The sequence below is a fragment of the Flavobacterium sp. 2755 genome, assembly GCF_031455715.1.
GTDB lineage: Bacteria > Bacteroidota > Bacteroidia > Flavobacteriales > Flavobacteriaceae > Flavobacterium.
Window position 1 is genome coordinate 462,363 of record NZ_JAVDTG010000005.1, and the last position, 24,011, is coordinate 486,373.

Below are 24,011 nucleotides of genomic sequence, written 5' to 3' on the forward strand. Positions count from 1 at the left end.
GTTGCTAAGGTTCTGAGATTCTAAGATTTTCAAATCTTTATACATATAAAAAGCCCTTTAAAAATTAAATTTTAATTTTTAAAGGGCTTTTTTATTTTTTAAGACTATGCAAAAAATCCTTTTAATCTGTATAATCTGTGGCTAAAAAAAACTTAGAACCTCAGCATCTCAGAATCTTAGCAACTTTAAAAAACTAAATCAGAATGTCGCTTTCTAAGTCAGATTTTTCGATTTCAAAACCGAACTCCAAGCGTTCAACCAATTCGATTACCAGTTTTTTATACCAGTTTTCAGATTTTGGGTGAATGTATATTTTCTCAATCAACTGATTGATATCAACATTGATTTTTATTCCGTCATTTAGTTTTATGCCGCTTTTTGAAGTATCGGTAAGAATACGGACTTCACGTTCGTATTGAAAACTTTTTCTTTTGAATAAAAAAGGAAAGAACAAATCCTCAAACGGAATATATTCTTTTTTATAATCGATGTAATTTACTTCGCCAATATACTGATCAAAATTATTCTCAGGCTTTAAAGCTTTTTGCAATCTTCCAATTGTAGACTGAATCGCTAAACCTTCGCTGTTTTGAGTAAATATCTGCCACATAGCAAACGATTCGTATTCGTTAATATGCCAGCTGCTTACGGCAACCTGTTCGCGATGCGTTTTATAATAATTTAAAAAGTCAGGATTGTCAACGGCAAGCTTTTTAATCTCTTCATAAGTCGGCTCGCTAAAAGTACCCTCATATTGATCTTCAAATTTATCAGATCGCGACATGAACAGTTTTTTAGAAAGCAGTAAATCAAGAAATTTAGATAGGTCAAGATATTTCCAAACAATAGTATCAGGATCGTCTGGCAGTTTAATGTTAGGGCTGCTAAGATACATTTTTCATAAGAATTAAATGATTTTAATCTTTACTACCTAAAGTTATAAAATAAAACACAGATTAAAGAAATTAAACTGAGTTTTAATATTTCCTTAATCTGTGTAGATTTTTTAGTTATGATGTGTAAGTCTTAAGATTCAAAAGACTGCATGGTAACCAGTTTATTATAAGTTCCGTTAAGTGCAATTAATTGGTCATGCGTTCCCTGCTCAACGATTTTTCCTTTTTGCATTACCACGATAACATCTGCTTTTTGAATCGTCGAAAGTCGGTGTGCGATCACAATCGAAGTTCTGTTCTGCATCATGTTTTCAAGCGCCACCTGAACAAATTTCTCGCTTTCAGTATCTAATGCAGATGTTGCTTCATCAAGAATCATAATCGGCGGATTTTTCAATACCGCTCTAGCAATAGATAAACGTTGTTTTTGTCCGCCGGAAAGTTTGTTTCCACTGTCACCAATGTTGGTGTAAATTCCTAAAGGCAGTTCTTTTACAAACTCATACGCATTGGCAATTTTAAGTGCATCGATAATTTCATCATCTGTAGCGTCTAATTTTCCTAATGCAATATTGGCTTTGATTGTATCATTAAATAAAATACTGTCCTGAGTTACTAATCCCATTAAACTGCGAAGCGAATGCAGGTTCATATCTTTTATATTAATTCCATCAATAGAAATCGAGCCTTCGTTTACGTCATAAAAACGGGTTAATAAATTCGCAATGGTACTTTTTCCACTTCCGGATTGTCCAACAAGCGCAACAGTTTGTCCTTTATTAATATTAAGAGAAAAATCTTTTAAGACATTTTCATCTTCATATTTAAAGTTGATATTTTGAACACTGATATTGCTTTCAAAAGTTGTTTTTTCGATTGCTTTTTCTTTTGAAACAATTGTGTTTTCCTGATCTAAAATTTCCAATACACGTTCTGCGGCAGCATTTCCTCTTTTTACACCATATGAAGCTTTAGAAATGGCTTTTGCCGGAGTCAGGATGTTATAAGCCAATCCCATGTAAGCAATAAATGAAGCGCCTTCTAAAGTTTTGTCAATTAAAACCATTTGTCCACCGTACCAAAGTAATATAGCAATAACCGTTATTCCCATAAACTCACTGGCAGGCGAAGCCAGGTTTTGACGGTTTCCAATGCTGTTTGATAAATTGAAAAAACGCTCCGTAGAATTTTTGAAAACATTGTTGAAATAGTTTTCGGCATTATATCCTTTTACCACTTTTAATCCGCCAATAGTTTCCTCAATAGTAGATAAGAAAGTACCTTGTTCTTCCTGCGCTTTTGTAGATTGTTTTTTAAGCTGTTTCCCAATTAAAGAAATAATGTAACCTGAAACCGGAATAAATATAAAAACGAACAACGTTAGCTTAGCGCTTATAATTAACATTGCTATTATCGTAAATATAATTGTCAAAGGTTCCTTGACAATAAGCTCTAAAATTGCTAAAAAAGAGGTTTGTACCTCATTTACATCGCCGGCGATTCTGGAAATAACATCTCCTTTTCTTTTTTCAGAATAAAATGCCAAAGGCAGTTCAAGTGTTTTTTTGTATAATGCATTTCGCATATCTCTTAAAACCCCATTTCTTAAAAAGTTAATAAAAAACATAGCCAGATAATCTGCTAAATTTTTTAATAAGAAGATCGAGATAATTATTCCAACCATTACCGAAAGTATAAAACCCGGATTGTTTGGATCGTTGTTTTTTGTGATGTAATAGTTTAGATAACTTTCTCCGTATTCTTTTATATGTGTGATTCCTTCATAAACAGGCATGGTTGTAAGTTTTTTGCTTTTACCAAATAAAACCTGCAGCATTGGAATCAACGCCATGAATGAAAGTGTGCTGAAAAGGGCATACAAAACATTGAAAAAGATGTTTAAGAACGCATATTTTTTATACGGATATATAAAAGGAACTATTTTTTTGAAATTACTCATTTATTTTTGAATGTTATTTTTCTGCTATGGCAATGCTCTTTCGAGTTTTTAGCAATATAATTTTGTGGTTATAACTAATTTGTTTTGGTGGTTTTTCAATGCACAAAATTAATCCAATTGATTAGTTTTCAATTTTTTTTTAGTTTTTTTTATTAAAAAACTCTGATTTGCATTTGTTCTAAATGTAAACCAGAGTTCTAAATGTCAAAATTTAATTAGCTGCGCAGAGATTCCCTGCGCAGCTATAATAGGTATTTAAAGAGCTTATCACTCGTTTTTTTTATTTCAATTGCATGTCTGCAATGATATTTTGTATTTTTCCGTCTAAGAAACTTTCAGCAGCATCAAAATCTAAAACCGATTCTAATTCGGCATTTACGCTGATATAGAATTTAATTTTAGGTTCAGTTCCACTTGGTCTTGCGCAAATTTTAGATCCGTCTTCTGTATAATAAATCAATACATTCGATTTTGGGATATCCATTTCAGATACTTCATTTGTCAATAAATTCAATGCTGTCGATGAATCATAATCTTCCACCATAATCACACGCTGACCGTTGATTTCTTTCAAAGGATTTTCACGTAAATCAATCATCATCTGATTAATTTCCTGTAAACCTTCCATTCCTTTTTTAGTCAGTGAAACTAAATATTCTTTATAGAAACCATTTTCAACATAAAGTTGTAAAAGTTCTTTATAAACAGAACTTCCCGCAGCTTTTGCCTGAGCAGCAACTTCGCATATTAATAAAGTAGCGGCAACGGCATCTTTATCTCTAACAGCGTCGCCAACCATAAAACCAAAACTTTCTTCACCTCCGCCAATAAACTGAAGTTCAGGAAAATCTTTGATCATTTTAGCGATCCATTTAAATCCTGTTAAGCCAACTTTGCATTCAACACCGTAGCTTGTAGCCAGTTCCATCATCATTGGAGTAGAAACAATAGTAGAACCTACAAATTGTTTTCCGTTAATTTTTCCGGCTTTCTTCCATTGTTTTAAAAGGAAAGAAGTCATTAAAATCATCGTTTGGTTTCCGTTAAGCAAAATCATTTTACCGTCGTTATTTCTAACCGCAACACCTAAACGGTCACAATCAGGATCTGTACCCACAACGATGTCAGAATTTGTTTTATCTGCCAAAGCTAAAGCCATTGTCAAAGCCTCAGGTTCTTCCGGGTTTGGAGATTTTACAGTTGGGAAATCTCCGTCTGGAACCGCCTGCTCCGGTACAATATGAACATTTTTGTAACCCGCCTGCGATAAAGTATCAGGAACAGATTTTATAGAAGTTCCGTGCAGTGAAGTAAAAACAATATGCAGATTATCTTTGGCTTCAGCCGGAGTATTAAAACTTGCGTTATCGATAGACGATTTTACAAACGCTTTGTCAATTTCAGTATCAATATATTGAATTAAACTTTCGTTTGCGCTGAATTTAATTTTATCGTAGCCTAAATTTTCGATTACGTTAATAATAGCAGCGTCTTGCGGAGGAACAATTTGTCCTCCATCTTGCCAGTAAACTTTATATCCGTTGTATTCTGGCGGATTATGTGAAGCCGTAAGAACAATTCCGCATTGGCATCCCAGATATTTAAGTGCAAAAGACAATTCCGGAGTAGGTCTTAAATCTGAGAATAAATAAACCTGAATTCCGTTTGCCGAAAAAACATCAGCAACCACTTTTGCTAAAGTATTACTATTATGACGGCAGTCATAAGCAATAACAACCTTTAAAGGCTGATTTGGAAAAACCTCATGTAAATAATCAGATAAACCCTGAGTATTTTTTCCAAGTGTATATTTATTAATTCTATTGTTTCCTACGCCCATAACGCCACGCATACCGCCGGTTCCAAATTCAAGGTTTTTATAAAAACTTTCCTCAAGTTCTTTTGGAGATGTTGTCATTAATTCTTTTACAGCGGCTTGCGTTTCCTGATCAAAAGTTGGTGTCAGCCATTCATTTACAGCGTTTAAAATATTAGGTGCTATGTTCATGTAAATTTTCTTTTATGTTTTAAATAAAGATAGTTTTTCTTCAAAGGTTAATTTGACTCAAAAAGATTTTTTTTTCCTGATTTGTGTCAAAAATTCACTTCTCGTGCTACTTTATATCTTGCTTCGTTGCTTTTAGTTCTCAAAATGATTTCACCTAAAAATCCAGCTAAGAAAAGCTGAGTTCCCAGAATCATTGTTGTTAATGCTATGTAAAACCACGGATTATTAGTTACCAAGCTGTATTTTACTCCGCTATACATATGGTATAGTTTTGAAACTCCAATATATCCGGCAGATAAAAATCCGATAATAAACATAATTGAACCCATTGCGCCAAACAAGTGCATTGGTCTTTTTCCGAATCTTGATAAAAACCAAATCGTAATTAAATCAAGGAATCCGTTAATAAAACGTTCCATTCCAAATTTGGTTTCGCCGTATTTACGGGCTTGGTGAATCACTACTTTTTCTCCAATTTTACCAAAACCGGCATTTTTTGCTAAAACAGGAATGTATCGATGCATTTCGCCCGAAACTTCAATGTTTTTTACAACTGCATTTTTATAGGCTTTTAACCCGCAGTTAAAATCGTTTAACTCCACACCAGAAGTTTTTCTGGCCGCCCAGTTAAATAATTTTGAAGGCAAATTTTTAGCCACAACAGAATCGTAGCGTTTCTTTTTCCATCCCGAAACCAAATCGAAACGCTCTTTGGTAATCATTTCATACAATTCAGGAATCTCATCCGGGCTGTCCTGCAAATCGGCATCCATAGTAATGATAACATCACCTTTTGCTTTAGCGAAACCAGCATGTAAAGCCTGTGATTTTCCAAAATTCTTCATGAAACGAATCCCTTTTACATTTGGGTTTTCGTTAGAAAAACTTTCAATGATATTCCAAGAATCATCCGTACTTCCATCATCTACAAAAATGATTTCATAAGAGTAATTGTTAGACTGCATCACTTTAATAATCCATGTGTAGAGTTCTTGAAGCGATTCCTCCTCGTTTAGAAGTGGTATAAGTATAGATAGATTCATTTATAATTTTTATTCTTGTGTAGATTTGCTTTTAAAAAATGCTGCTAAAATTAATCCTAAAATAGAGTAGCCAACAATACTAAAAACCAATGCTTTTAATTGTTCCGTAGTCGAGAAAGGGCTGTTTTCTTTCATTTTAGCCAAAGCTTCGTTGATAGCTGCAGCCGGAGTTCCAAATTTTTGCAATGTCTCGGCCATATATTTAATAAGTAACTGGTTTACCGTTTCTTTTGCTTCCGGATCAATTACGTTAAATAATACGATACTGAATAAAGTAGAAATTGCTATAGCAATTATTGTAGTTATAAAAAAAGTGGTAAAGGCATCTTTAAAAGAGAAAAAACCAATCTCTTTTTTTGTTTTTGTAAGTAATAAAATACCAACTACTAAATAAATAACAAATGACAGACCGCCAATCCAGCCCGAAACAAACAATTTTAAATCAACGGCATATATTGTTGCCGTAATCAGCGCCAAAATAACACCTAAGATAATTCCGTATGTAACTCCATTCTTTTTTATAACTTCATTAATCATATTTATATATGTTTTAAAATTAATCCACAAATATAGCAATTCCCAATATAATCAAGGAGAAAAAAAGCTTTTTGAATTTAACTAAAAAAAAGTACGCTAAGTATTTGTTTATTAAAAAAGAATTGTAAATTTGCAAACTCAAAATTAATTAAAATTTTAAACAAAAAAGAGCATCGTTTGTTTATACCTTTTTCTAACCATGAAGAAGCTTCAAAATGAAAATGTTCTAAACAATAAATAAAAAGAAAAGATGAAAAAAGGAATTCACCCAGAAAATTACAGATTAGTTGCATTTAAAGACATGTCAAATGATGACGTTTTTATCACTAAATCTACTGCAGATACAAGAGAAACAATTGAAGTTGACGGAGTTGAGTATCCAGTTGTAAAAATGGAGATTTCTAGAACATCTCACCCTTTTTATACTGGTAAATCTAAACTTATCGATACTGCAGGACGTATTGATAAATTCAAAACTAAATATGCAAAACACGCTAAAAAATAATAGCTGTTTAAAATTATATAAGAAGCCTTCCAATTTGGAAGGCTTTTTTTATGGGATTATTTTTTGTTAGCCACGAATTCACGAATTATTTTATTATCATTCGTTTAATAAGTTGGAGATAAATAAAAATTCGTGAATTCAGACCTATCAGAAAAAACATATATTAATGAAACACATAAATATTTGTAACTTTGGCCTCGGTAACCAAACAAATTTTAACACATTAAATTAATTTTATGAATTACATTCTTTTTGACGGTCCCGTCCGGAATGCGCTATTACCTTTTACTTTTACCAGACCCGTGGCTGATATTTTAATCGGAATTATGACGATTCGCCAAAAATGGGAAACTCGTTTAGGATCGACTATAACAACAATTACGGAGGATTATCTTTCTGCTAAATTCCCAATGGTAGAAATGGAAGAAAACGTAATGATAAATGCTGCATATTTGCCAAATGATACGCTTGCAGAATTAGTTTCGGACTTAAAACCTAATCAGGCAATTTTTAAAGGAGAAGATGTAATTGCTTTTTTTACAACAGAAAATCAGGAAGAAGTTGATTTCGATTCGTATGAAATCATTCAATATAATGATGAATGTTTGACAGTAGAACACACTTGGGATATTTTCTCAAAAAACGACGCCGCCATTCGTGCCGATTTCGCTTATTTGACTGAAGACAGAAAATCACAGCCCATTCCTAAAAGTGTAAATACAATTGCGCCTGAAAATATTTTTATTGAAGAAGGAGCAAAATTAGAATTTGTAACCCTAAATGCATCAAACGGTCCTATATATATAGGTAAGAATACCGAGATCATGGAAGGAACTGTTATTCGCGGCCCTTTTGCTTTGTGTGAAAATGCACAGGTAAAACTAAATGCAAAAGTTTATGGAGCAACTACAGTTGGTCCGGGATCAAGAATAGGAGGAGAAGTTAAAAACTCTGTCCTGTTTGCTAATTCAAACAAAGGTCATGACGGATTTCTTGGAGATTCTGTTTTAGGCGAATGGTGTAATATTGGAGCTGACAGTAATAACTCAAACCTGAAAAACAACTACGAAGAAGTAAAATTGTGGAGTTACGAAACGGAAGGTTTTGCTAAAACCGGACTTCAGTTTTGCGGTTTAATGATGGGTGATCACAGTAAATGCGGAATCAATACGATGTTTAATACCGGAACTGTTGTTGGAGTAAGTGCTAATATTTTTGGATCTGGTTTTCCTAGAAATTTTGTTCCGAGTTTCTCTTGGGGCGGAGCAGCAGGTTTCACTACGTATATTACCAAAAAGGCTTTTGAAACTGCAAAATTAGTAATGGGAAGACGTAATATTGATTTTGATGAAATAGAAGCTTCAATATTAGAACACGTTTTTGAAGAAACTAAAAAATGGAGAAAAGATTAATTAGATAATTAGTCAATTTGATAATGAGATAATTTCACAACCCGACAGGTTTTTTAAAGCCTGTCGGGTTTATTTTTTACTTTAATCCCGTTAAAAAAATTGAACGAAACATTTTTTTGTTTTGCCACAGATTAAAAAGATTAAAAAAGATTTTATCTCAAAGTCAATTCTTGAAAAAAATAATTCGTGAAAATCCTTTAATCTGTGGTAAAAAAGAAAATTTTCTAACTGTCACATTCTCAAAATTATCTAATTAATAAATTGCCACATTTTCTAATTGCCTAATTATCTAATTAATCTATCTTTGCAGCACGAAAAAAATGGGTAGTCAAGTAAACGATTAACCGATAAAACAAATTCACAGAAGATAATGATTACAGTTAACGATATTTCGGTTCAGTTTGGTGGAACTACACTTTTTAGCGATGTCTCTTTTGCTATCAATGAAAATGATAAAATTGCCCTTATGGGTAAAAATGGTGCGGGAAAATCGACACTTTTAAAAATTATAGCAGGGCAGAGCAAACCATCTACCGGAAGTATTTCTACGCCAAAAGATGCCGTTGTAGCATACCTGCCTCAGCATTTATTGACAAAAGACGGTTCGACTGTAATGGAAGAAGCATCTAAAGCCTTTGGTGAGATTTTTAAAATGAAAGCCGAAATTGACGAAATCAACGAGCAGTTAACCGTTCGTACAGATTACGAAAGTGACGAATACATGAAATTGATCGAAAGAGTTTCGGACTTAAGCGAGAAATATTATGCAATTGAAGAAGTAAATTATGAAGCTGAAGTAGAGAAAATTTTAGTTGGTTTAGGTTTCGAACGTGAAGATTTTACAAGACAAACTTCTGAATTTTCTGGAGGATGGAGAATGCGTATCGAACTGGCAAAAATCTTATTGCAAAAACCAGACTTGATTTTACTGGATGAGCCAACCAACCACATGGATATTGAAAGTATCCAATGGTTAGAAGAGTTTTTAGTGAATTCAGCAAAAGCGGTTGTAGTAATTTCGCACGATAGAGCGTTTGTAGATAACATTACAAACCGTACGATCGAAGTAACAATGGGAAGAATTTACGATTATAAAGCAAAATATTCTCATTATTTAGAACTAAGAAAAGACCGTCGTATTCATCAGCAAAAAGCTTATGACGAGCAGCAAAAAATGATTGCTGATAACAGAGCCTTTATCGATCGTTTTAAAGGAACATTCTCTAAAACAGATGCCGTTCAGTCTCGTGTAAAAATGCTGGAAAAACTAGAAATCGTTCAGGTAGACGAAGTAGATACATCGGCATTGCGTTTAAAATTCCCGCCGGCAGCACGTTCAGGACAATATCCGGTTATTGTAAAAGAAATGGCAAAATCATATGGAGATCATGTGGTTTTTAAAGATGCTAATATTGTAATCGAAAGAGGTCAGAAAGTAGCTTTTGTTGGAAAAAACGGAGAAGGAAAATCAACGATGATCAAAGCGATTATGAAAGAAATTGGCGTTGATTCAGGAAGCGTTGAAATTGGACATAATGCACAAATTGGATACTTTGCACAAAATCAAGCTTCATTATTAGATGAAAATGCAACCATTTTTGAAACAATTGATGCCATTGCAGTAGGTGATATCCGTACGCAGATAAAAAATATTCTGGGAGCATTTATGTTTCAGGGTGATGATATTACCAAAAAAGTAAAAGTACTTTCAGGAGGAGAAAAAACACGTTTGGCAATGATTAAATTATTGTTAGAGCCTGTTAACTTGTTAATTCTGGATGAGCCTTCAAATCACCTGGATATGAAAACAAAAGACATTATTAAAGATGCTTTACGTGATTTTGACGGGACATTAATCTTAGTTTCTCACGACCGTGATTTCCTTGACGGACTGGCAACTAAAGTATTCGAATTTGGAAACAAAAGAGTTAAAGAACATTTTGAAGATGTTGCAGGTTTCCTTGCTCACAAAAAAATGGACTCCATGAGAGAGATTGAAAAATAATATTTACTAAAATAAAAAACAGAAAGGCATAAGTTAATTCTTATGCCTTTTTTTTGTATCGTTGAATACAGGAAAGTATTTTAATGCAGTAATTTTTACAAGACATTACTATTTTTCTTATTTTCGTAAGATATTTCCAATTACCTTTTAGTTATTTTTAGGTTTTTTCAAGCAATTAGCTAAGTTCAATTTTTTATTTCTGGAGCGTATGAATACACCTTTACTAATAAGAATTGCTTTTTTCCTTTTTTTAATACCACTTCTCACGAATGCGCAAACTGCCGAAACCCAAAAGGCAGCTGATTCTGAAGATGGTGTTAAGTATCCCCAATTTCAGTTTAAAGGACTTTTTCAGGCAAGATATCTCGAAAGTTTTGGTGACAATGTAGATGTTATGGGCGTTCACCATTCTACAGGCGACGTAACCCAAAGTTCCTTTGATATTAAAAGAATGCGTGTTGGGTTAAATACAAAATTAAGCGAAGCTACAGAAGTCGTAATTCTGGTAAACCTTGCCGATTTTAAATCAGATACAAAAGGTAAAGTTCTCGAAAATGCCTATGCAAAATATACCTTCAATAAATACATTGCCGTTTTAGGAGGGCAGTTTCGGCCGGCTTTTGGTATTGAGGAATTAGTTCCGGTTGATATTATAAAATCATTTGATTTCTCGAATCAGTATTATGAATTTGGAAAAAATGGCTGGACAAGCTTTCAAATCGGAGCTTCTGCAACCGGAAATTTTGATTTGGGCAAAATTCCCGTAAATTATTCTGTTTCAGTTTTAAACGGGAACGGTAAAAATCAGGAAAAAGACAACGATAACGGAAAACAATATTCTTCAAGATTGGTTTTCGAATTATCAAAAAAACATAAAATTAATCTCGGTTTAAACGGAGGTATTGGTAAATATTCCAAAGAAAAAGTATTTGCCTTTGGTGCAGATGTTACCAGCGATTTCAGACTTACAGACCGTTTTACTTTTGATTTGCAGATAGAATACAAGCGAGGAACAAATCACAACTTATATTTTTCTTTACCCGTTGATTCCAGAACAGCTGATGTAGCTGATTATCAAATGCGCGGAATTTATTTTCTACCCAATGTGCGGTACCAAATCGATTATAAAAAATTAACTTCTTTAGAAGTATCCTGCCGTTATGAAAGATTTGATCCAAGTTTTAAAATCGATTCAAATGTTAGACAGACTTATACTCCTATGATAAGTCTTGAATTTGGAAAAAACTATACAGGTCGTATAGAAATGGGATTTGAAATAGACCATTTCGACCGAAATATCCCGGATACATCAACCTATAACGACAATTTATTTTTAATTCAGTTTCAGTGCAGGCTGTAGTTTAATTTAATTCCAAAACCATGAAAGAAGTACAAATTCCTCAAACCCTGATTACACTTGCCGTTGGAGCAGCAATTTGGTTTATTCCTGCGCCAAACGGAGTTGTACCCGAAGCCTGGCATTTGTTTGCCATATTTGTTGCGACCATTTTAGGAATTATTCTAAAAGCCGCACCAATGGGAACCATGTGTATGATAGCCATTGCCTTAACCGCTTTTACGCAGGTTTTAGCGCCGGGCGATCCCGGAAAATCAATTACATTGGCCTTAAAAGGTTTTGGAGACAAGGTGATCTGGCTTATTGGAATTTCATTTTTTATAGCACGCGGATTTATAAAGACAGGTTTAGGAAACCGAATTGCTTTTCTGTTTATTCGATTATTCGGAAAAAGTTCGCTTGGATTAGCTTACGGTTTAGGTCTTGCCGATTTGGTTTTGGCACCAGCCGTACCAAGTAATACAGCCCGCGGCGGCGGAATTATTTATCCCATAATGAAATCAATGTCGATGAGTTTTGGTTCTTTACCGGAAGAGCCCGAAACACATCGAAAACTAGGTTCGTATTTAACATTGAACTGTTATAATATGAATTTAATAGCATCCTCCATGTTTCTTACCGGAACGGCAAGTAACCCAATGTGCCAGAAGTTTGCACTTAATTTGGGAATAAAAATAACATGGATGTCCTGGGCAGCCGCGGCAATTGTACCGGGATTATGTGCCTTTTTTGTTATTCCGTTTGTGTTGTACAAGATTTATCCGCCGGAACTTAAAAAAACCGGAGACGCACCGCAAATAGCTTCTCAAAAATTAAAAGAAATGGGGCCAATCACCAGAAACGAATGGATGATGCTGCTGACTTTCTTTATACTATTATTTCTCTGGATGACCGGCGATTTATTTTCTATAGATGCCACCACCACAGCCTTTATAGGTTTAGTGGTTTTACTGCTCACTTCCGTTTTAACCTGGGATGATGTAAAAGCCGAAAAAGGAGCGTGGGATACTATTGTGTGGTTTTCGGTATTAGTAATGATGGCAAGTTCCCTAAACGAATTAGGTTTTATTGGCTGGTTTAGTGATGTTGTAAAAGCCGAAATTGGCGGATTAAGCTGGCAGATGGCTTTTCCTATTATTATATTGGTATACTTTTTCAGCCACTATCTTTTTGCAAGTGCAACGGCGCATGTGGCGGCAATGTATGCGGCACTTTTAGGTGTTGGGGTTTCACTTGGAATTCCAGGATTGCTTCTGGCTTTTATGCTTGGTTTTGTGGGATCTATTTACGGAACATTAACGCATTACGGACATGGTCCGGCTCCCGTTTTCTTTGGGAGCGGATATGTCGATTTAAAAAGCTGGTGGGTCAAAGGTTTGATAACCGGACTTATTATGCTCTTTATTTATATGGCAATTGGCGGATTATGGCTTTGGGTAATTGGCGATTTTTAAATCCTGATTCCCGGTGGCAATAAATCTTTGTATTTTGGGTTTTTTTTGAAAAAAGCCGCGATTTTTGGGTGAATCGGTACAACTCTAAATTTTTTCTCAGTACTTAATTCCAAAATGCTTTTAAGTAAATTGTCAAGTACAGGCTGGTTTTCAAAGTTTTCGGGCGTATTGATTTTGGTTAAAAAAATCTTTTTTTCCTGAAAAGAGTATTCCACGCTTAATAATCCTTCAGGGACCACGGTTTCAAATTGTCTTGCAAAAGTGTTGTCTTTGATTTCCATAGTTTCGGTAGGTTCCATATTTGTCATGTTTTGGGGTAGGTTAAAAATATTAGAAAAAGAACGAAAAATATAGTCAGCTAAGATCTTTTAAAAAGATGTTTAGCTGCAGGTGATTTGGATTGCAAAGGTAATCATTTGATTTTCAATATAAAATTATTTTTTGGCGATCAGGTTCATTGCAAAATCGTTTGTTTTTACAACTCAATTTGTTTTAATATGTAATTATGGTGTGCGATTTGCTGTAGATATTATTAAAAAAAGTAAATTTAGCTTGAAATTTAGAGCTGTAGTTGTAATTCCATTTTAATCAAATGAGTAAAATTCCCGTATATTTTATGCCCGGTCTGGCGGCTAGCCCTGCTATATTTGAGAGAATCATATTAGATGAATCTGTTTTTGAAACCTGTTTATTAGAATGGGAAATTCCGCATCCCAAAGAAGCCTTATCAGATTACGCACTCCGAATTTCAAAAAAAATCAAACATGAAAACCCTGTGTTAATTGGCGTTTCTTTTGGAGGAATTTTAGTGCAGGAAATTGCAAAACATGTTCAGGCGAGAAAAGTAATCATTATTTCGAGTGTAAGAAGTAACATCGAATTTCCAAGAAGAATGAAAATAGGGAAGAAGACAAAAGCTTACAAGCTGATTCCTATGAAGCTGATTTTGAATATAGAAAGTCTGGCGAAATATTCTTTTGGAGAAAAAATCAACAAACGAATTAAATTATACGAAAAGTTTTTAGCCGTTCGCGATCTTAATTATCTGCAGTGGGCGGTAGAATCTGTTATTTTATGGAATAGAAACGAAGTCGACGATAATGTCATTCATATTCACGGCGATCAGGACGAAGTTTTTCCTATAAAATATATCAACAGCTGTATAGTAGTAAAAGGCGGAACCCATATTATGATTCTCAATAAATACAAATGGCTCAACGAAAATCTGCCTTCGATTATATTAGAAGAGTGAGTAATAATTGATAATTTACAATTAATAATTAATAATTGTTTTGTCACCCTGAGCGAAGTCGAAGGGCGCAAAGTAACTCTACAATAAAATTCTCTACACAATCTTGTCGTCCCGAGGAACGAGGGATCTCTGTAAGTAACTTGACAAAGATTGACGATTTACTTCGTCTGTCGCTATCGCTCGAGTCTCCTTACATCGAAATGACAAAAAACTAACGTACTGTCTTTGCGAGGAACGAAGCAATCCCACTCCGTTTATCACCAAAGTTGTTCCTTGTTAGTGAGATTGTTTCGTTCTTCGCAAAGACATATCTTGTGAATAAAAGCAGCCACACTACAAACCCTTCTTTTTTTTAAGTTCCTTATTAAGCCACTCAATTTTTTCATCTTTCAGGGCGATAATTTCAAGTCTTGCTTCAGCTAATTCTTTATAATTAAGATTGGCTTCGGGACTGCCACTGCTCTTTAACATAGTTCCCTCGCCGGTTAAAAGCCAGTTTGCATCAATATCTTTATATCTTATCAGTAAATTAGATATTGGAACCATTCCTGCATTGGTTCTTTTTTTACAAATTTCTGTAACAAGCGAAGAGCTAATATTTAGTTCTTTAGCAAAACTTTTGATATTTGAAACAACCTTTGCTTCTTTTAGATATTCATAAGTTATTAGAAATCTTGAAGTTACATCGTTCATTGCAGGAAAATTACAGATTATTGTGTTTTGTAGGTTTTTTACACAGTTTTTTGTGTATATTTGGATATTATTTAGCATTCAAAGATAAACTTTTTGTTATGACAATCGAACAAATTAAGGAAAAAACGCTGTATGGTGATTATACCTTGCTTGGGCAGGTTATGGGAATTAATGCCCCTGCGGCAAAAATGAGATTTTTTAGAGGAGATGAAATTGCGAAAAAAGCGTTACTTAAAATAATTGCAAACCGCGAGGCTTTAATTAAGGAATTTCAAAAGAAAACAAAAAAGGCATAGACTAATTTTCCAGGAAAGTCTGCCAGAGTAAAATTAAGATCATTAACAAATGAAAATAAGTAAGACAATGGATAAAAGGAAGACAAAAGTTTATAGCTCCTATGATGCAAATATTTTAGAAGCCTTGTTTATAAAATACGGACTGTCAAAATATTACATACGACAATGTGTGAACGGAGCTGTACACGGAATAACACCGGACAGCATAAAAAAAGACTATGAAATAATGGAAAAAGCACACAAAGATGTCATCATGAATCTTATTCAGACAACGCTTAAGTAATTAAGTAAAAAATATACCAGAAAACCAAAAAGTTATTATACTTCATGTCAGCTTTAAAACCCCAAGTTTTAGAAGCCGATTTATTAAAGCCTTGTTTTATTAATACACAGGCTGCCTTCATCATTATAAGCCTTATTGATAAGATTCGATAAGTGCCTTTTTTACTCAACAATACCACAAATACCACAAAATACATACGAATATCCCAAAAGGATATCGGTCCGGCATGTCTTTTATTCTGTTATTCTATGCATAGCAGCTGGAGGCCTGCTCCATTTAAATAATTAAATAATTTAAAAAATGAAAAAAAATCTATTTTGTATATGGCTTGTATTTGCCATATTATTTTCGGTTAACACGCAGGCCCAGATGACCATTGGGGGCAAGAAAGAACCCGAGGCTTTCTCTGTGCTGGAACTGCTTAACAAAGGAGGGCTTCGACTGCCCCAAATGACAACTGCACAGCGTAACACATTTGCAGTACAAGGTAAAATTGCAGGTGAAGGACTAACTATTTATAATATTGATACCAAGTGTGTAGAATATTGGAACGCATCACGCTGGGTAAGTTTATGTGACGGAACATCGCAGGCTTCAATAAGCCCGGAACCTTGTGTAAATGTAGCTGCAAATGGAACCGGATGTGACCAGACATTTGACGTTACAGATCCTGATTGTCCTGATGGTCTGTTTGAAATTGAAATTACAAGAGGTGAAAATTATGCTTCATTAAGCGGGGTAAATAAAAAAGACGGAAGTTTTAAAATTAACTTTAATCCAAACGAAACGGTAAACAAACACAACGTAATAGTTCGCGTTACAAGTAGTTGTACAGGGTTGTATAAAGAGTTTTTATTTTCTCAAAATGGGGTAGACTGCAGTACTATGCCTTATGCTGTGCCTACTTTAAGTGCATCTTCTTCTGTTTTGTGCGCAGGCGGTTCTGTATATCTTTCCGTTCCTGCTAATACACCTAATCTTGATAAATTAATCTGGATATATAATGGAGTTGAAATCCCTTCTAATCGCGGATTAAATTATCTTGTTGCAGATAAAGCAGGAAAATACAATATTTCTATGGGGGCAATGGGCTGTAATACCAATGCTGCAAATGAGAAAATTATTGAAGATTCAACTACTTCAACAGCGCCGGGCAGTATTACCATATCTGCAGATAATAATGGAGTGATTTGCGGTACGGGCACTATTGACCTTTTTGTAACAAGTGGAACAGCAACTAATATAGCCTGGTTCCATAATGGAGTAGAAGACAAAACAAAGTCAGGCAGAAAAATAACGATTAGTGGTGACAGTAGTGTAGGTCAGTGGTTTGCAGCGGTAAAAGAAGGAAGCTGTTATTCAAAACAATCTGCCAACATTATTACGGTAACAAAAAGCGAAGCAGCATCACCAATAATTATTAATGATAGTGATGTAAAGGTAAATGGAAAACCATTAAAAGATTTTACGGCTTTTTGTGCGGGCGGAACTTTAGATTTAAGTGTTGTTAATAAACAAAACGGCATTACTTACTCTTGGTATAATGGTACTGATAAAATTACGAGTAACCCTTATAAAATACCAGATTCTCAAACTAAAATATCACTTAGTATGATTGCTACTGATGACAGCGGAGCTAAATGCCCTGCTCAACAAAAGGCAATAGATATGGATGTAATACAGGGCAGTACTCCTGAAATAAAATCGATTGACGGAAATACAGCACTTTGCGACGGAGAAGCAAAATTGACAATTAATCCAAAAACAGCGGGCACTTATACTTATATGTGGTATAAGAATGTTGAGCTAATGAGTGGTGAGAATAAAGATTTTATTATTGTTAAACAGGGAGGAGATTACAGTGCTGCTATTGCTAATACTACAGGATGTGTAAGCCCGGCAATAAAAAAAACAGTTTCAAATAATAATTCAAACCGTCCGGAACTTTCATGGACAAGTTTTCCTGCTAATGATACAGCTTCTTTTGGTTCAAAATTCACATTTGCCACAAGTACGACATTTCCTGCTGAGTCTTATGTATGGACTAAAAATGGGGTTGAAGTTTCAGGTCAAGCCTCAGCAAATGGCACAATAGATTTTCTGGAGACAGATGGTGAAAGAGTTACTGTTGCGGTAACTGCCAAAAACTACTGCGGTACTTCAGATACTTTAGAAAAGGTAATTACATTGAACAACGGATGTCCAACACCTGAAATTATATCGCAGTCACAATTAGAGCAGACTGTAACAGGAGGATCTGATCCTGCAGTAAGTATTACTTTAAGAAGTGGAACTGCTAATCAGCCAACTTATCAATGGTATGTTAATAAAACAAGTGCAAGTACTACAGGTGCAGCCGCTATATCTGGCGCTACAGCATCATCATATACTGAACAAAAAATAGCGCAAGGTGATTATTATTATTACTGTATTGTACAAAATGGCTGTACAGGAACACCAAGTGCAACATCCGCTTTTTTCCATGTTAAAGCAAGTGTTGACCCAGCTAGCATAACATCAGGAAGCGGTACCCTAAGCGGAAAAACTTGTTTTGATATTGCTGAAAGCGGAAGTGTTGCTTGCGGTATGATTGATTCCCGATCTTCAACGAGAGCTGATTTTAATACAATGAGCGCACAAGAATATAAATTTACTACGAATAGCACCGCTTCAGTAAGTAATGTTCGTTTTGTTGTCGTAGAATCAGACAGCGGTAAAATTGTAGATTTAATTAGCAGTGATGCCGTAACTGATCCAACCACTACTATTGCTAAAGGCACAGTTGTTACACTTAAAGTAACATACAAAAAAACATTAAGCAGTACAACTTTACTTGCCAAAGACGGTACAGCTTACGGTAGAGATGATAAAAGTGCGCTTACCCTAACCATCTATGCAATTTACAATGATGGCCCTACTAATAATGGTACAGATAAAAAGGTACAGCTAACAGCAAAAATTAAAGACTGCTCTTGTTGTGGTGCAAAAGTTGGTCCTTTAGATTCAGATTGGAGAGTATTTTTGTGTCATAACTTAGGAGCAGATACATCTGTAGATCCTCTGGATAATAATCAGAGAGTAAAATTAGTTGGAGATTATTATCACTGGGGGATGAGTAGCCCTGTTAATCCTTTAATTATTAATCCAATAGCAAGCCCAGCTGGGAGCTGGTCCAATACAGGAAATATAAAAGGACCTAATGATCCTTGTCCTGAAGGGTATCGTGTACCTACTTCAGCTGAATGGGCTGCTTTATATAATAGTAATAACAATGTTCTGAGATACGCAGGTGTAAAAAATATGATGGTATTAAGTAGTGACGCAGCTTTTTATTTTGGTGATTATTTAATGCTGCCATATACAGGTGTCAAGCAGTATTCTAATAGTAATCCTCCTCAAAGTACACAACACTATTGGAGCGGGACCGGCAGTAATGGTAGTGGTAAGTTATCAACAGCATATTTAATGATAGATTCATATTTACCAACTTTTACAGGTACGGAGGGTTCTACTTCTTACGTATCTGGATTACCAGTACGTTGTATAGCTAAAAAAGACGGCGAGGGGGGTAAGCCATAATTTTAAATAGTTTGTAATACATGTTCACTTAAAAAAATCCTGAGAGAAACTTTTCTCTCGGGATAAAATAAAAACATAGTTAAGCTATCTATAATGGTTTAGCTATAAAAAATATAAATAATTAAGATTACCAAAAGGCCGTTTCGCTTTTCATTTCCTGCTCATAGGCAGGAATGGAAGGCGTTTCGGTGTTTTATAAAGTTTTAATTAATTGGTAAAAGAAATAAATAAAAACATGAAAAATAGGAGTTATGAGTTTTTTTGTCATTTCGACCGAAGGGAGAAATTACACAAGAAGTTCCGCAAAGTAAATCGCCAATCTTTGTCGATCAGCAATTGCGATCCTTCGTTCCTCAGGATGACATAGCAAACGTTATTATTATGGAGACACAATCCTGTCATCCTGAGGAACGAAGGATCGCACAAGAAACTCTACAAAGAAACTCCACAAAGAGAATCGCCAATCTTTGTCGATCAGCAAGTGCGATCTTTCGTTACTCAGGATGACATCTCAAAACTCTAAAATAAAAAAAATCCCAAATTCACAATTAGAATTTGGGATTTCGAATATTGTAATTTAAAGAAAATTAGATTTTCTTCATTTGTTCTTTCATCATAGAGATTTGCTCTTTCAGCATTCCTTGTTTGTCTAATTTTTTAGCTTCGGCCAATAAATTAGTTGCTTCCAGTTTTCTTCGGCGTGACATTGCAACTCCGGCAAGGTTTAATTTTGCTACAGCTAAATCCATGTCCATTGATAGTCCAAGTTCGATCGCTTTTTTGAAATGTTTTTCAGCCTGAATTAAATTAGTCTGAGAAAGCATGATACCGTGAAGGTAATTAAAATATCCTTGTTGTTTTCTTACTAACGCTGTTTCCGGATTTTTGATGTATGCTAACCATTTTTTAGCGCCTTCAAAGTCTTGTTTTCTTAATTTAAGAAAGGCTAAAAGGATAAATTCATTTTTAAAATAAAGAAAAATAGGAATTGCAGACAATAATATAAGGAAGATACCATTACCGGTTTCTTTATCTACAATTTGCCAAACGCCAGCTATTATAAGAAGTCCGGCCAAAATAAGTTTGATAATTTTATTAAACATAATTCATGTAAATTTGTGATTGCAAATATAGTAAAATGAATTAAAAATATTTTTATAAAACTACTTGCCAGAAAAAAAAGTCTTTGTATATTTGCACTCGGTTTTTGAGCAACGGAATTCAAAAACAGAAAAAGAGATAATAGACACCATTTTAAAGATACAAAGCAATGAGCAAAAGAACATTTCAACCATCGAAAAGAAAAAGAAGAAATAAGCACGGATTTATGGACAGAATGGCTTCTGCGAATGGAAGAAAAGTTCTAGCGCGTAGAAGAGCAAAAGGAAGACATAAATTGACTGTTTCTAGCGAACCTAGACACAAAAAATAATGTTTGTATAAACATACATAAGGCGATTACTTTTTTAGTATCGCCTTTTTTTATACCTTGTCGGTAAAAATTTTCTCAACATTCTAGTTTTTAGTACACTAAGAATGTTTTTTAAAATACTTATATAACTACACAATACATACAAAATGCCTAAAGACACATCAATTAAATCAGTTTTAATAATAGGTTCGGGACCTATTGTTATTGGTCAAGCTTGCGAATTCGATTATGCGGGATCTCAATCTGCACGTTCGATTCGTGAAGAAGGAATTGAAGTTATCTTAATTAACTCCAATCCAGCGACAATTATGACCGACCCATCTATGGCCGATCATATTTATTTGAAACCATTAACTACTAAATCGATTATTGAAATTCTGAAGGAACACCCGCAAATTGATGCAGTTTTGCCAACAATGGGAGGGCAGACCGCTTTAAACTTGTGTCTGGAAGCAGAAGAAAAAGGAATTTGGCAGGATTTCGGAGTAAGATTAATAGGAGTTGATGTAAACGCAATTAATATTACCGAAGACAGAGAACAGTTTAAACAGCTTTTAGAAAGAATAAATGTACCAACTGCACCTGCAAAAACAGCTACTTCATACTTAGAAGGAAAAGAAATTGCTCAGGAATTTGGTTTTCCGCTTGTAATTCGTCCATCGTTTACATTAGGAGGAACAGGAGCTGCAGTAGTTTACAAAAAAGAAGATTTTGATGAGCTTTTAACACGCGGACTTGAAGCGTCTCCAATTCACGAAGTTTTAATTGATAAAGCTTTAATGGGATGGAAAGAATACGAATTAGAGCTTTTAAGAGATAAAAACGATAATGTTGTTATTATCTGTTCTATCGAAAATATGGACCCAATGGGAATCCACACCGGAGATTCGATTACTGTTGCGCCGGCAATGACATTATCAGATACCACTTTCCAAAAATTACGTGACTACGCTATCTTAATGATGAGAAGTATCGGAAATTTTGCGGGAGGATGTAACGTACAATTCGCAGTTTCTCCAGATGAAAAAGAAGATATCGTAGCGATCGAGATTAACCCTCGTGTATCTCGTTCTTCTGCATTAGCATCAAAAGCAACAGGTTATCCAATTGCTAAAATTGCTTCTAAACTGGCTTTAGGATATAACTTAGATGAATTGCAAAACCAAATTACAAAATCAACTTCGGCTCTTTTTGAACCAACTTTAGATTATGTAATCGTAAAAATACCACGTTGGAACTTCGATAAATTTGAAGGATCAGACAGAACTTTAGGTCTTCAGATGAAATCTGTAGGTGAAGTTATGGGAATTGGACGTTCTTTCCAGGAAGCGCTTCACAAAGCAACCCAATCTTTAGAAATTAAAAGAAACGGTTTAGGAGCTGACGGAAAAGGATATAAAGATTACGAACAAATCATCGAAAAGCTTACATATGCAAGCTGGGACAGAGTTTTTGTAATTTATGATGCCATTGCAATGGGAATTCCGTTGAGCAGAATTCATGAAATTACAAGAATCGATATGTGGTTCTTAAAGCAATACGAAGAACTTTATGTTTTAGAGAAAGAAATTTCAAACTATAAAGTTTCAAACCTTCCTAAAGAATTGTTACTTGAAGCCAAACAAAAAGGTTTCGCCGACAGACAATTGGCTCACATGATGAACTGTCTGGAAAGTGAAGTGCATTCTTTACGTATGGAAAAAAACATCAACCGTGTGTTTAAACTGGTTGATACGTGTGCTGCTGAGTTTAAAGCAAAAACACCTTATTACTACTCAACTTTTGAGGCAGAAATCGAAAAAGCAAACGGAGAGCGTTATGTAGATAACGAAAGTATCCTGACAGATAAAAAGAAAGTTATTGTTTTAGGTTCTGGGCCAAACAGAATTGGACAGGGAATTGAGTTTGATTATTCTTGTGTACACGGAGTTTTAGCAGCAAAAGAATGCGGTTACGAAACGATCATGATTAACTGTAACCCTGAAACAGTTTCAACAGATTTTGATACAGCTGATAAATTATACTTCGAACCGGTTTTCTGGGAGCATATTTATGACATCATTCAGCACGAAAAACCAGAAGGAGTAATCGTTCAGCTTGGAGGTCAAACGGCTCTTAAATTAGCTGATAAATTATCTAAATACGGTGTAAAAATCATCGGAACTAGTTTTGATGCACTTGACTTAGCTGAAGACAGAGGAAGATTCTCCGATTTATTGACAGAATTACATATTCCTTTCCCAAGATTTGGAATCGCTGAAACAGCAGACGAAGCTTCAAAATTAGCAGACAGTTTAGATTTTCCGCTTTTGATTCGTCCTTCTTATGTATTAGGAGGTCAGGGAATGAAAATTGTAATCAACAAAAAAGAGCTTGAAGAACACGTTATCGATTTGTTGAAAACAATTCCAGGAAACAAATTACTTTTGGATCACTATTTAGCCGGAGCGATCGAAGCCGAAGCTGATGCAATTTGTGATGCTGACGGAAATGTATACATCATAGGAATTATGGAGCATATCGAACCTTGCGGAGTTCACTCTGGAGATAGTAATGCAACATTGCCTCCTTTTAACTTAGGAGAATTCGTAATGCAGCAAATTAAAGACCATACTTTTAAAATTGCAAGAGCTTTAAAAACAGTTGGTTTAATCAATATTCAGTTTGCGATAAAAGATGATACGGTTTATATTATCGAAGCAAACCCTAGAGCTTCAAGAACGGTTCCGTTTATTGCAAAAGCTTACGGAGAGCCTTATGTAAACTACGCTACAAAAGTAATGTTAGGGCACAATAAAGTAACTGACTTTGATTTCAACCCGCAATTGAAAGGTTATGCAATCAAACAGCCGGTTTTCTCTTTCAGCAAATTCCCGAACGTAAACAAAGCGTTAGGACCAGAAATGAAATCAACAGGAGAAAGCATCTTGTTTATTGATGACTTAAAAGACGATCAATTCTACGAATTGTACTCTAGAAGAAAAATGTATTTGAGTAAATAATCTCAGATTCTATTATAACCAAAAAAGCTCCAATGAAAATTGGAGCTTTTTTTGTTTTTTACTTTGCGCATAAGACGCACTGCTGTGCGTTTCTACGATATACTTTGTGTATTTGTTTGTCGAAAAATGTATATAAATTCCATTCCAATTTTCCGAAGAGGCGCACAGCAGTGCGTCTACGTCCAGTATTCACATCTGTTGATTTACTTTGCGCATAAGACGCACTGCTGTGCGTTTCTACGATATACTTTGTGTATTTGTTTGTCGAAAAATGTATATAAATTCCATTCCAATTTT

At 34.7% G+C, this 24,011-nt stretch carries 19 protein-coding genes; 11 read left to right on the forward strand and 8 right to left on the reverse strand.

Annotated features, from left to right (window positions below):
• Positions 1 to 193: 193 nt before the first annotated feature.
• From J2Y38_RS14815 to J2Y38_RS14835, 5 genes are all read right to left on the reverse strand, one after another.
• The gene (locus tag J2Y38_RS14815) at positions 194 to 895 is read right to left on the reverse strand and encodes a DUF2971 domain-containing protein (protein ID WP_309843924.1); all 702 of its coding nucleotides are present in this window, start codon (positions 893 to 895) and stop codon (positions 194 to 196) included.
• A gap of 131 nt (positions 896 to 1,026) precedes the next feature.
• Complete coding sequence (locus J2Y38_RS14820) at positions 1,027 to 2,856, reverse strand: ABC transporter ATP-binding protein (protein WP_309843927.1); 1,830 nt, start codon at positions 2,854 to 2,856, stop codon at positions 1,027 to 1,029.
• Between the two features lie 280 nt (positions 2,857 to 3,136).
• The gene (locus J2Y38_RS14825; protein ID WP_309843928.1) at positions 3,137 to 4,864 is read right to left on the reverse strand and encodes a phospho-sugar mutase; all 1,728 of its coding nucleotides are present in this window, start codon (positions 4,862 to 4,864) and stop codon (positions 3,137 to 3,139) included.
• A gap of 86 nt (positions 4,865 to 4,950) precedes the next feature.
• The gene (locus J2Y38_RS14830; RefSeq protein WP_256635898.1) at positions 4,951 to 5,907 is read right to left on the reverse strand and encodes a glycosyltransferase family 2 protein; all 957 of its coding nucleotides are present in this window, start codon (positions 5,905 to 5,907) and stop codon (positions 4,951 to 4,953) included.
• Positions 5,908 to 5,916: 9 nt separating this feature from the next.
• Complete coding sequence (locus J2Y38_RS14835; RefSeq protein ID WP_073486273.1) at positions 5,917 to 6,444, reverse strand: DUF4199 domain-containing protein; 528 nt, start codon at positions 6,442 to 6,444, stop codon at positions 5,917 to 5,919.
• Positions 6,445 to 6,694: 250 nt separating this feature from the next.
• Between J2Y38_RS14835 and J2Y38_RS14840 the strand changes: the two genes are divergently transcribed.
• The 5 genes from J2Y38_RS14840 to J2Y38_RS14860 all read left to right on the forward strand — a co-directional run bounded on the left by J2Y38_RS14840 (position 6,695) and on the right by J2Y38_RS14860 (position 13,177).
• Complete coding sequence (locus J2Y38_RS14840) at positions 6,695 to 6,949, forward strand: type B 50S ribosomal protein L31 (protein WP_031456968.1); 255 nt, start codon at positions 6,695 to 6,697, stop codon at positions 6,947 to 6,949.
• A 236-nt stretch (positions 6,950 to 7,185) separates the two neighbouring features.
• A complete protein-coding gene (locus J2Y38_RS14845; protein WP_073486271.1) occupies positions 7,186 to 8,361 on the forward strand; it encodes a GlmU family protein in 1,176 nt (391 codons plus the stop codon).
• Positions 8,362 to 8,731: 370 nt separating this feature from the next.
• Positions 8,732 to 10,366: an ABC-F family ATP-binding cassette domain-containing protein gene (locus tag J2Y38_RS14850; protein ID WP_053472781.1), complete on the forward strand. Its 1,635-nt coding sequence runs from the start codon at positions 8,732 to 8,734 to the stop codon at positions 10,364 to 10,366.
• A 208-nt stretch (positions 10,367 to 10,574) separates the two neighbouring features.
• A complete protein-coding gene (locus J2Y38_RS14855; RefSeq protein ID WP_309843934.1) occupies positions 10,575 to 11,726 on the forward strand; it encodes a porin in 1,152 nt (383 codons plus the stop codon).
• 20 nt (positions 11,727 to 11,746) lie between these two features.
• Positions 11,747 to 13,177: an anion permease gene (locus J2Y38_RS14860; RefSeq protein WP_309843935.1), complete on the forward strand. Its 1,431-nt coding sequence runs from the start codon at positions 11,747 to 11,749 to the stop codon at positions 13,175 to 13,177.
• Here J2Y38_RS14860 and J2Y38_RS14865 read toward each other — a convergent pair.
• Positions 13,174 to 13,485, reverse strand: a complete 312-nt coding sequence (locus J2Y38_RS14865; protein WP_234984747.1) for a GNAT family N-acetyltransferase — start codon at positions 13,483 to 13,485, stop codon at positions 13,174 to 13,176. The genes J2Y38_RS14860 and J2Y38_RS14865 overlap by 4 nt on opposite strands.
• Positions 13,486 to 13,769: 284 nt before the next feature.
• Here J2Y38_RS14865 and J2Y38_RS14870 point away from each other — a divergent pair, with 284 nt between their 5' ends.
• Positions 13,770 to 14,429 (forward strand): YqiA/YcfP family alpha/beta fold hydrolase, encoded by a 660-nt coding sequence (locus J2Y38_RS14870; protein WP_309843938.1) that lies wholly within the window; start codon positions 13,770 to 13,772, stop codon positions 14,427 to 14,429.
• A gap of 333 nt (positions 14,430 to 14,762) precedes the next feature.
• On the opposite strand, the gene J2Y38_RS14875 is transcribed toward J2Y38_RS14870, so the two are convergent.
• Positions 14,763 to 15,200, reverse strand: a complete 438-nt coding sequence (locus tag J2Y38_RS14875; RefSeq protein WP_309843939.1) for a hypothetical protein — start codon at positions 15,198 to 15,200, stop codon at positions 14,763 to 14,765.
• A 20-nt stretch (positions 15,201 to 15,220) separates the two neighbouring features.
• Here J2Y38_RS14875 and J2Y38_RS14880 point away from each other — a divergent pair, with 20 nt between their 5' ends.
• The 3 genes from J2Y38_RS14880 to J2Y38_RS14890 all read left to right on the forward strand — a co-directional run bounded on the left by J2Y38_RS14880 (position 15,221) and on the right by J2Y38_RS14890 (position 19,280).
• Positions 15,221 to 15,418, forward strand: a complete 198-nt coding sequence (locus J2Y38_RS14880; protein ID WP_309843942.1) for a hypothetical protein — start codon at positions 15,221 to 15,223, stop codon at positions 15,416 to 15,418.
• A gap of 67 nt (positions 15,419 to 15,485) precedes the next feature.
• The gene (locus tag J2Y38_RS14885; protein WP_309843944.1) at positions 15,486 to 15,701 is read left to right on the forward strand and encodes a hypothetical protein; all 216 of its coding nucleotides are present in this window, start codon (positions 15,486 to 15,488) and stop codon (positions 15,699 to 15,701) included.
• Between the two features lie 300 nt (positions 15,702 to 16,001).
• Positions 16,002 to 19,280: an FISUMP domain-containing protein gene (locus tag J2Y38_RS14890; protein ID WP_309843947.1), complete on the forward strand. Its 3,279-nt coding sequence runs from the start codon at positions 16,002 to 16,004 to the stop codon at positions 19,278 to 19,280.
• Positions 19,281 to 19,867: 587 nt separating this feature from the next.
• Here J2Y38_RS14890 and J2Y38_RS14895 read toward each other — a convergent pair.
• Positions 19,868 to 20,383 (reverse strand): hypothetical protein, encoded by a 516-nt coding sequence (locus J2Y38_RS14895; protein WP_053474518.1) that lies wholly within the window; start codon positions 20,381 to 20,383, stop codon positions 19,868 to 19,870.
• Positions 20,384 to 20,550: 167 nt separating this feature from the next.
• Between J2Y38_RS14895 and rpmH the strand changes: the two genes are divergently transcribed.
• On the forward strand, positions 20,551 to 20,712 hold the full coding sequence (rpmH, locus tag J2Y38_RS14900; RefSeq protein ID WP_008464848.1) for a 50S ribosomal protein L34: 162 nt from the start codon (positions 20,551 to 20,553) through the stop codon (positions 20,710 to 20,712).
• Between the two features lie 146 nt (positions 20,713 to 20,858).
• Entirely contained in the window at positions 20,859 to 23,714 is a 2,856-nt protein-coding gene (carB, locus tag J2Y38_RS14905) for a carbamoyl-phosphate synthase large subunit (RefSeq protein ID WP_309843949.1), read from the forward strand.
• The last annotated feature ends 297 nt before the right edge of the window (positions 23,715 to 24,011 follow it).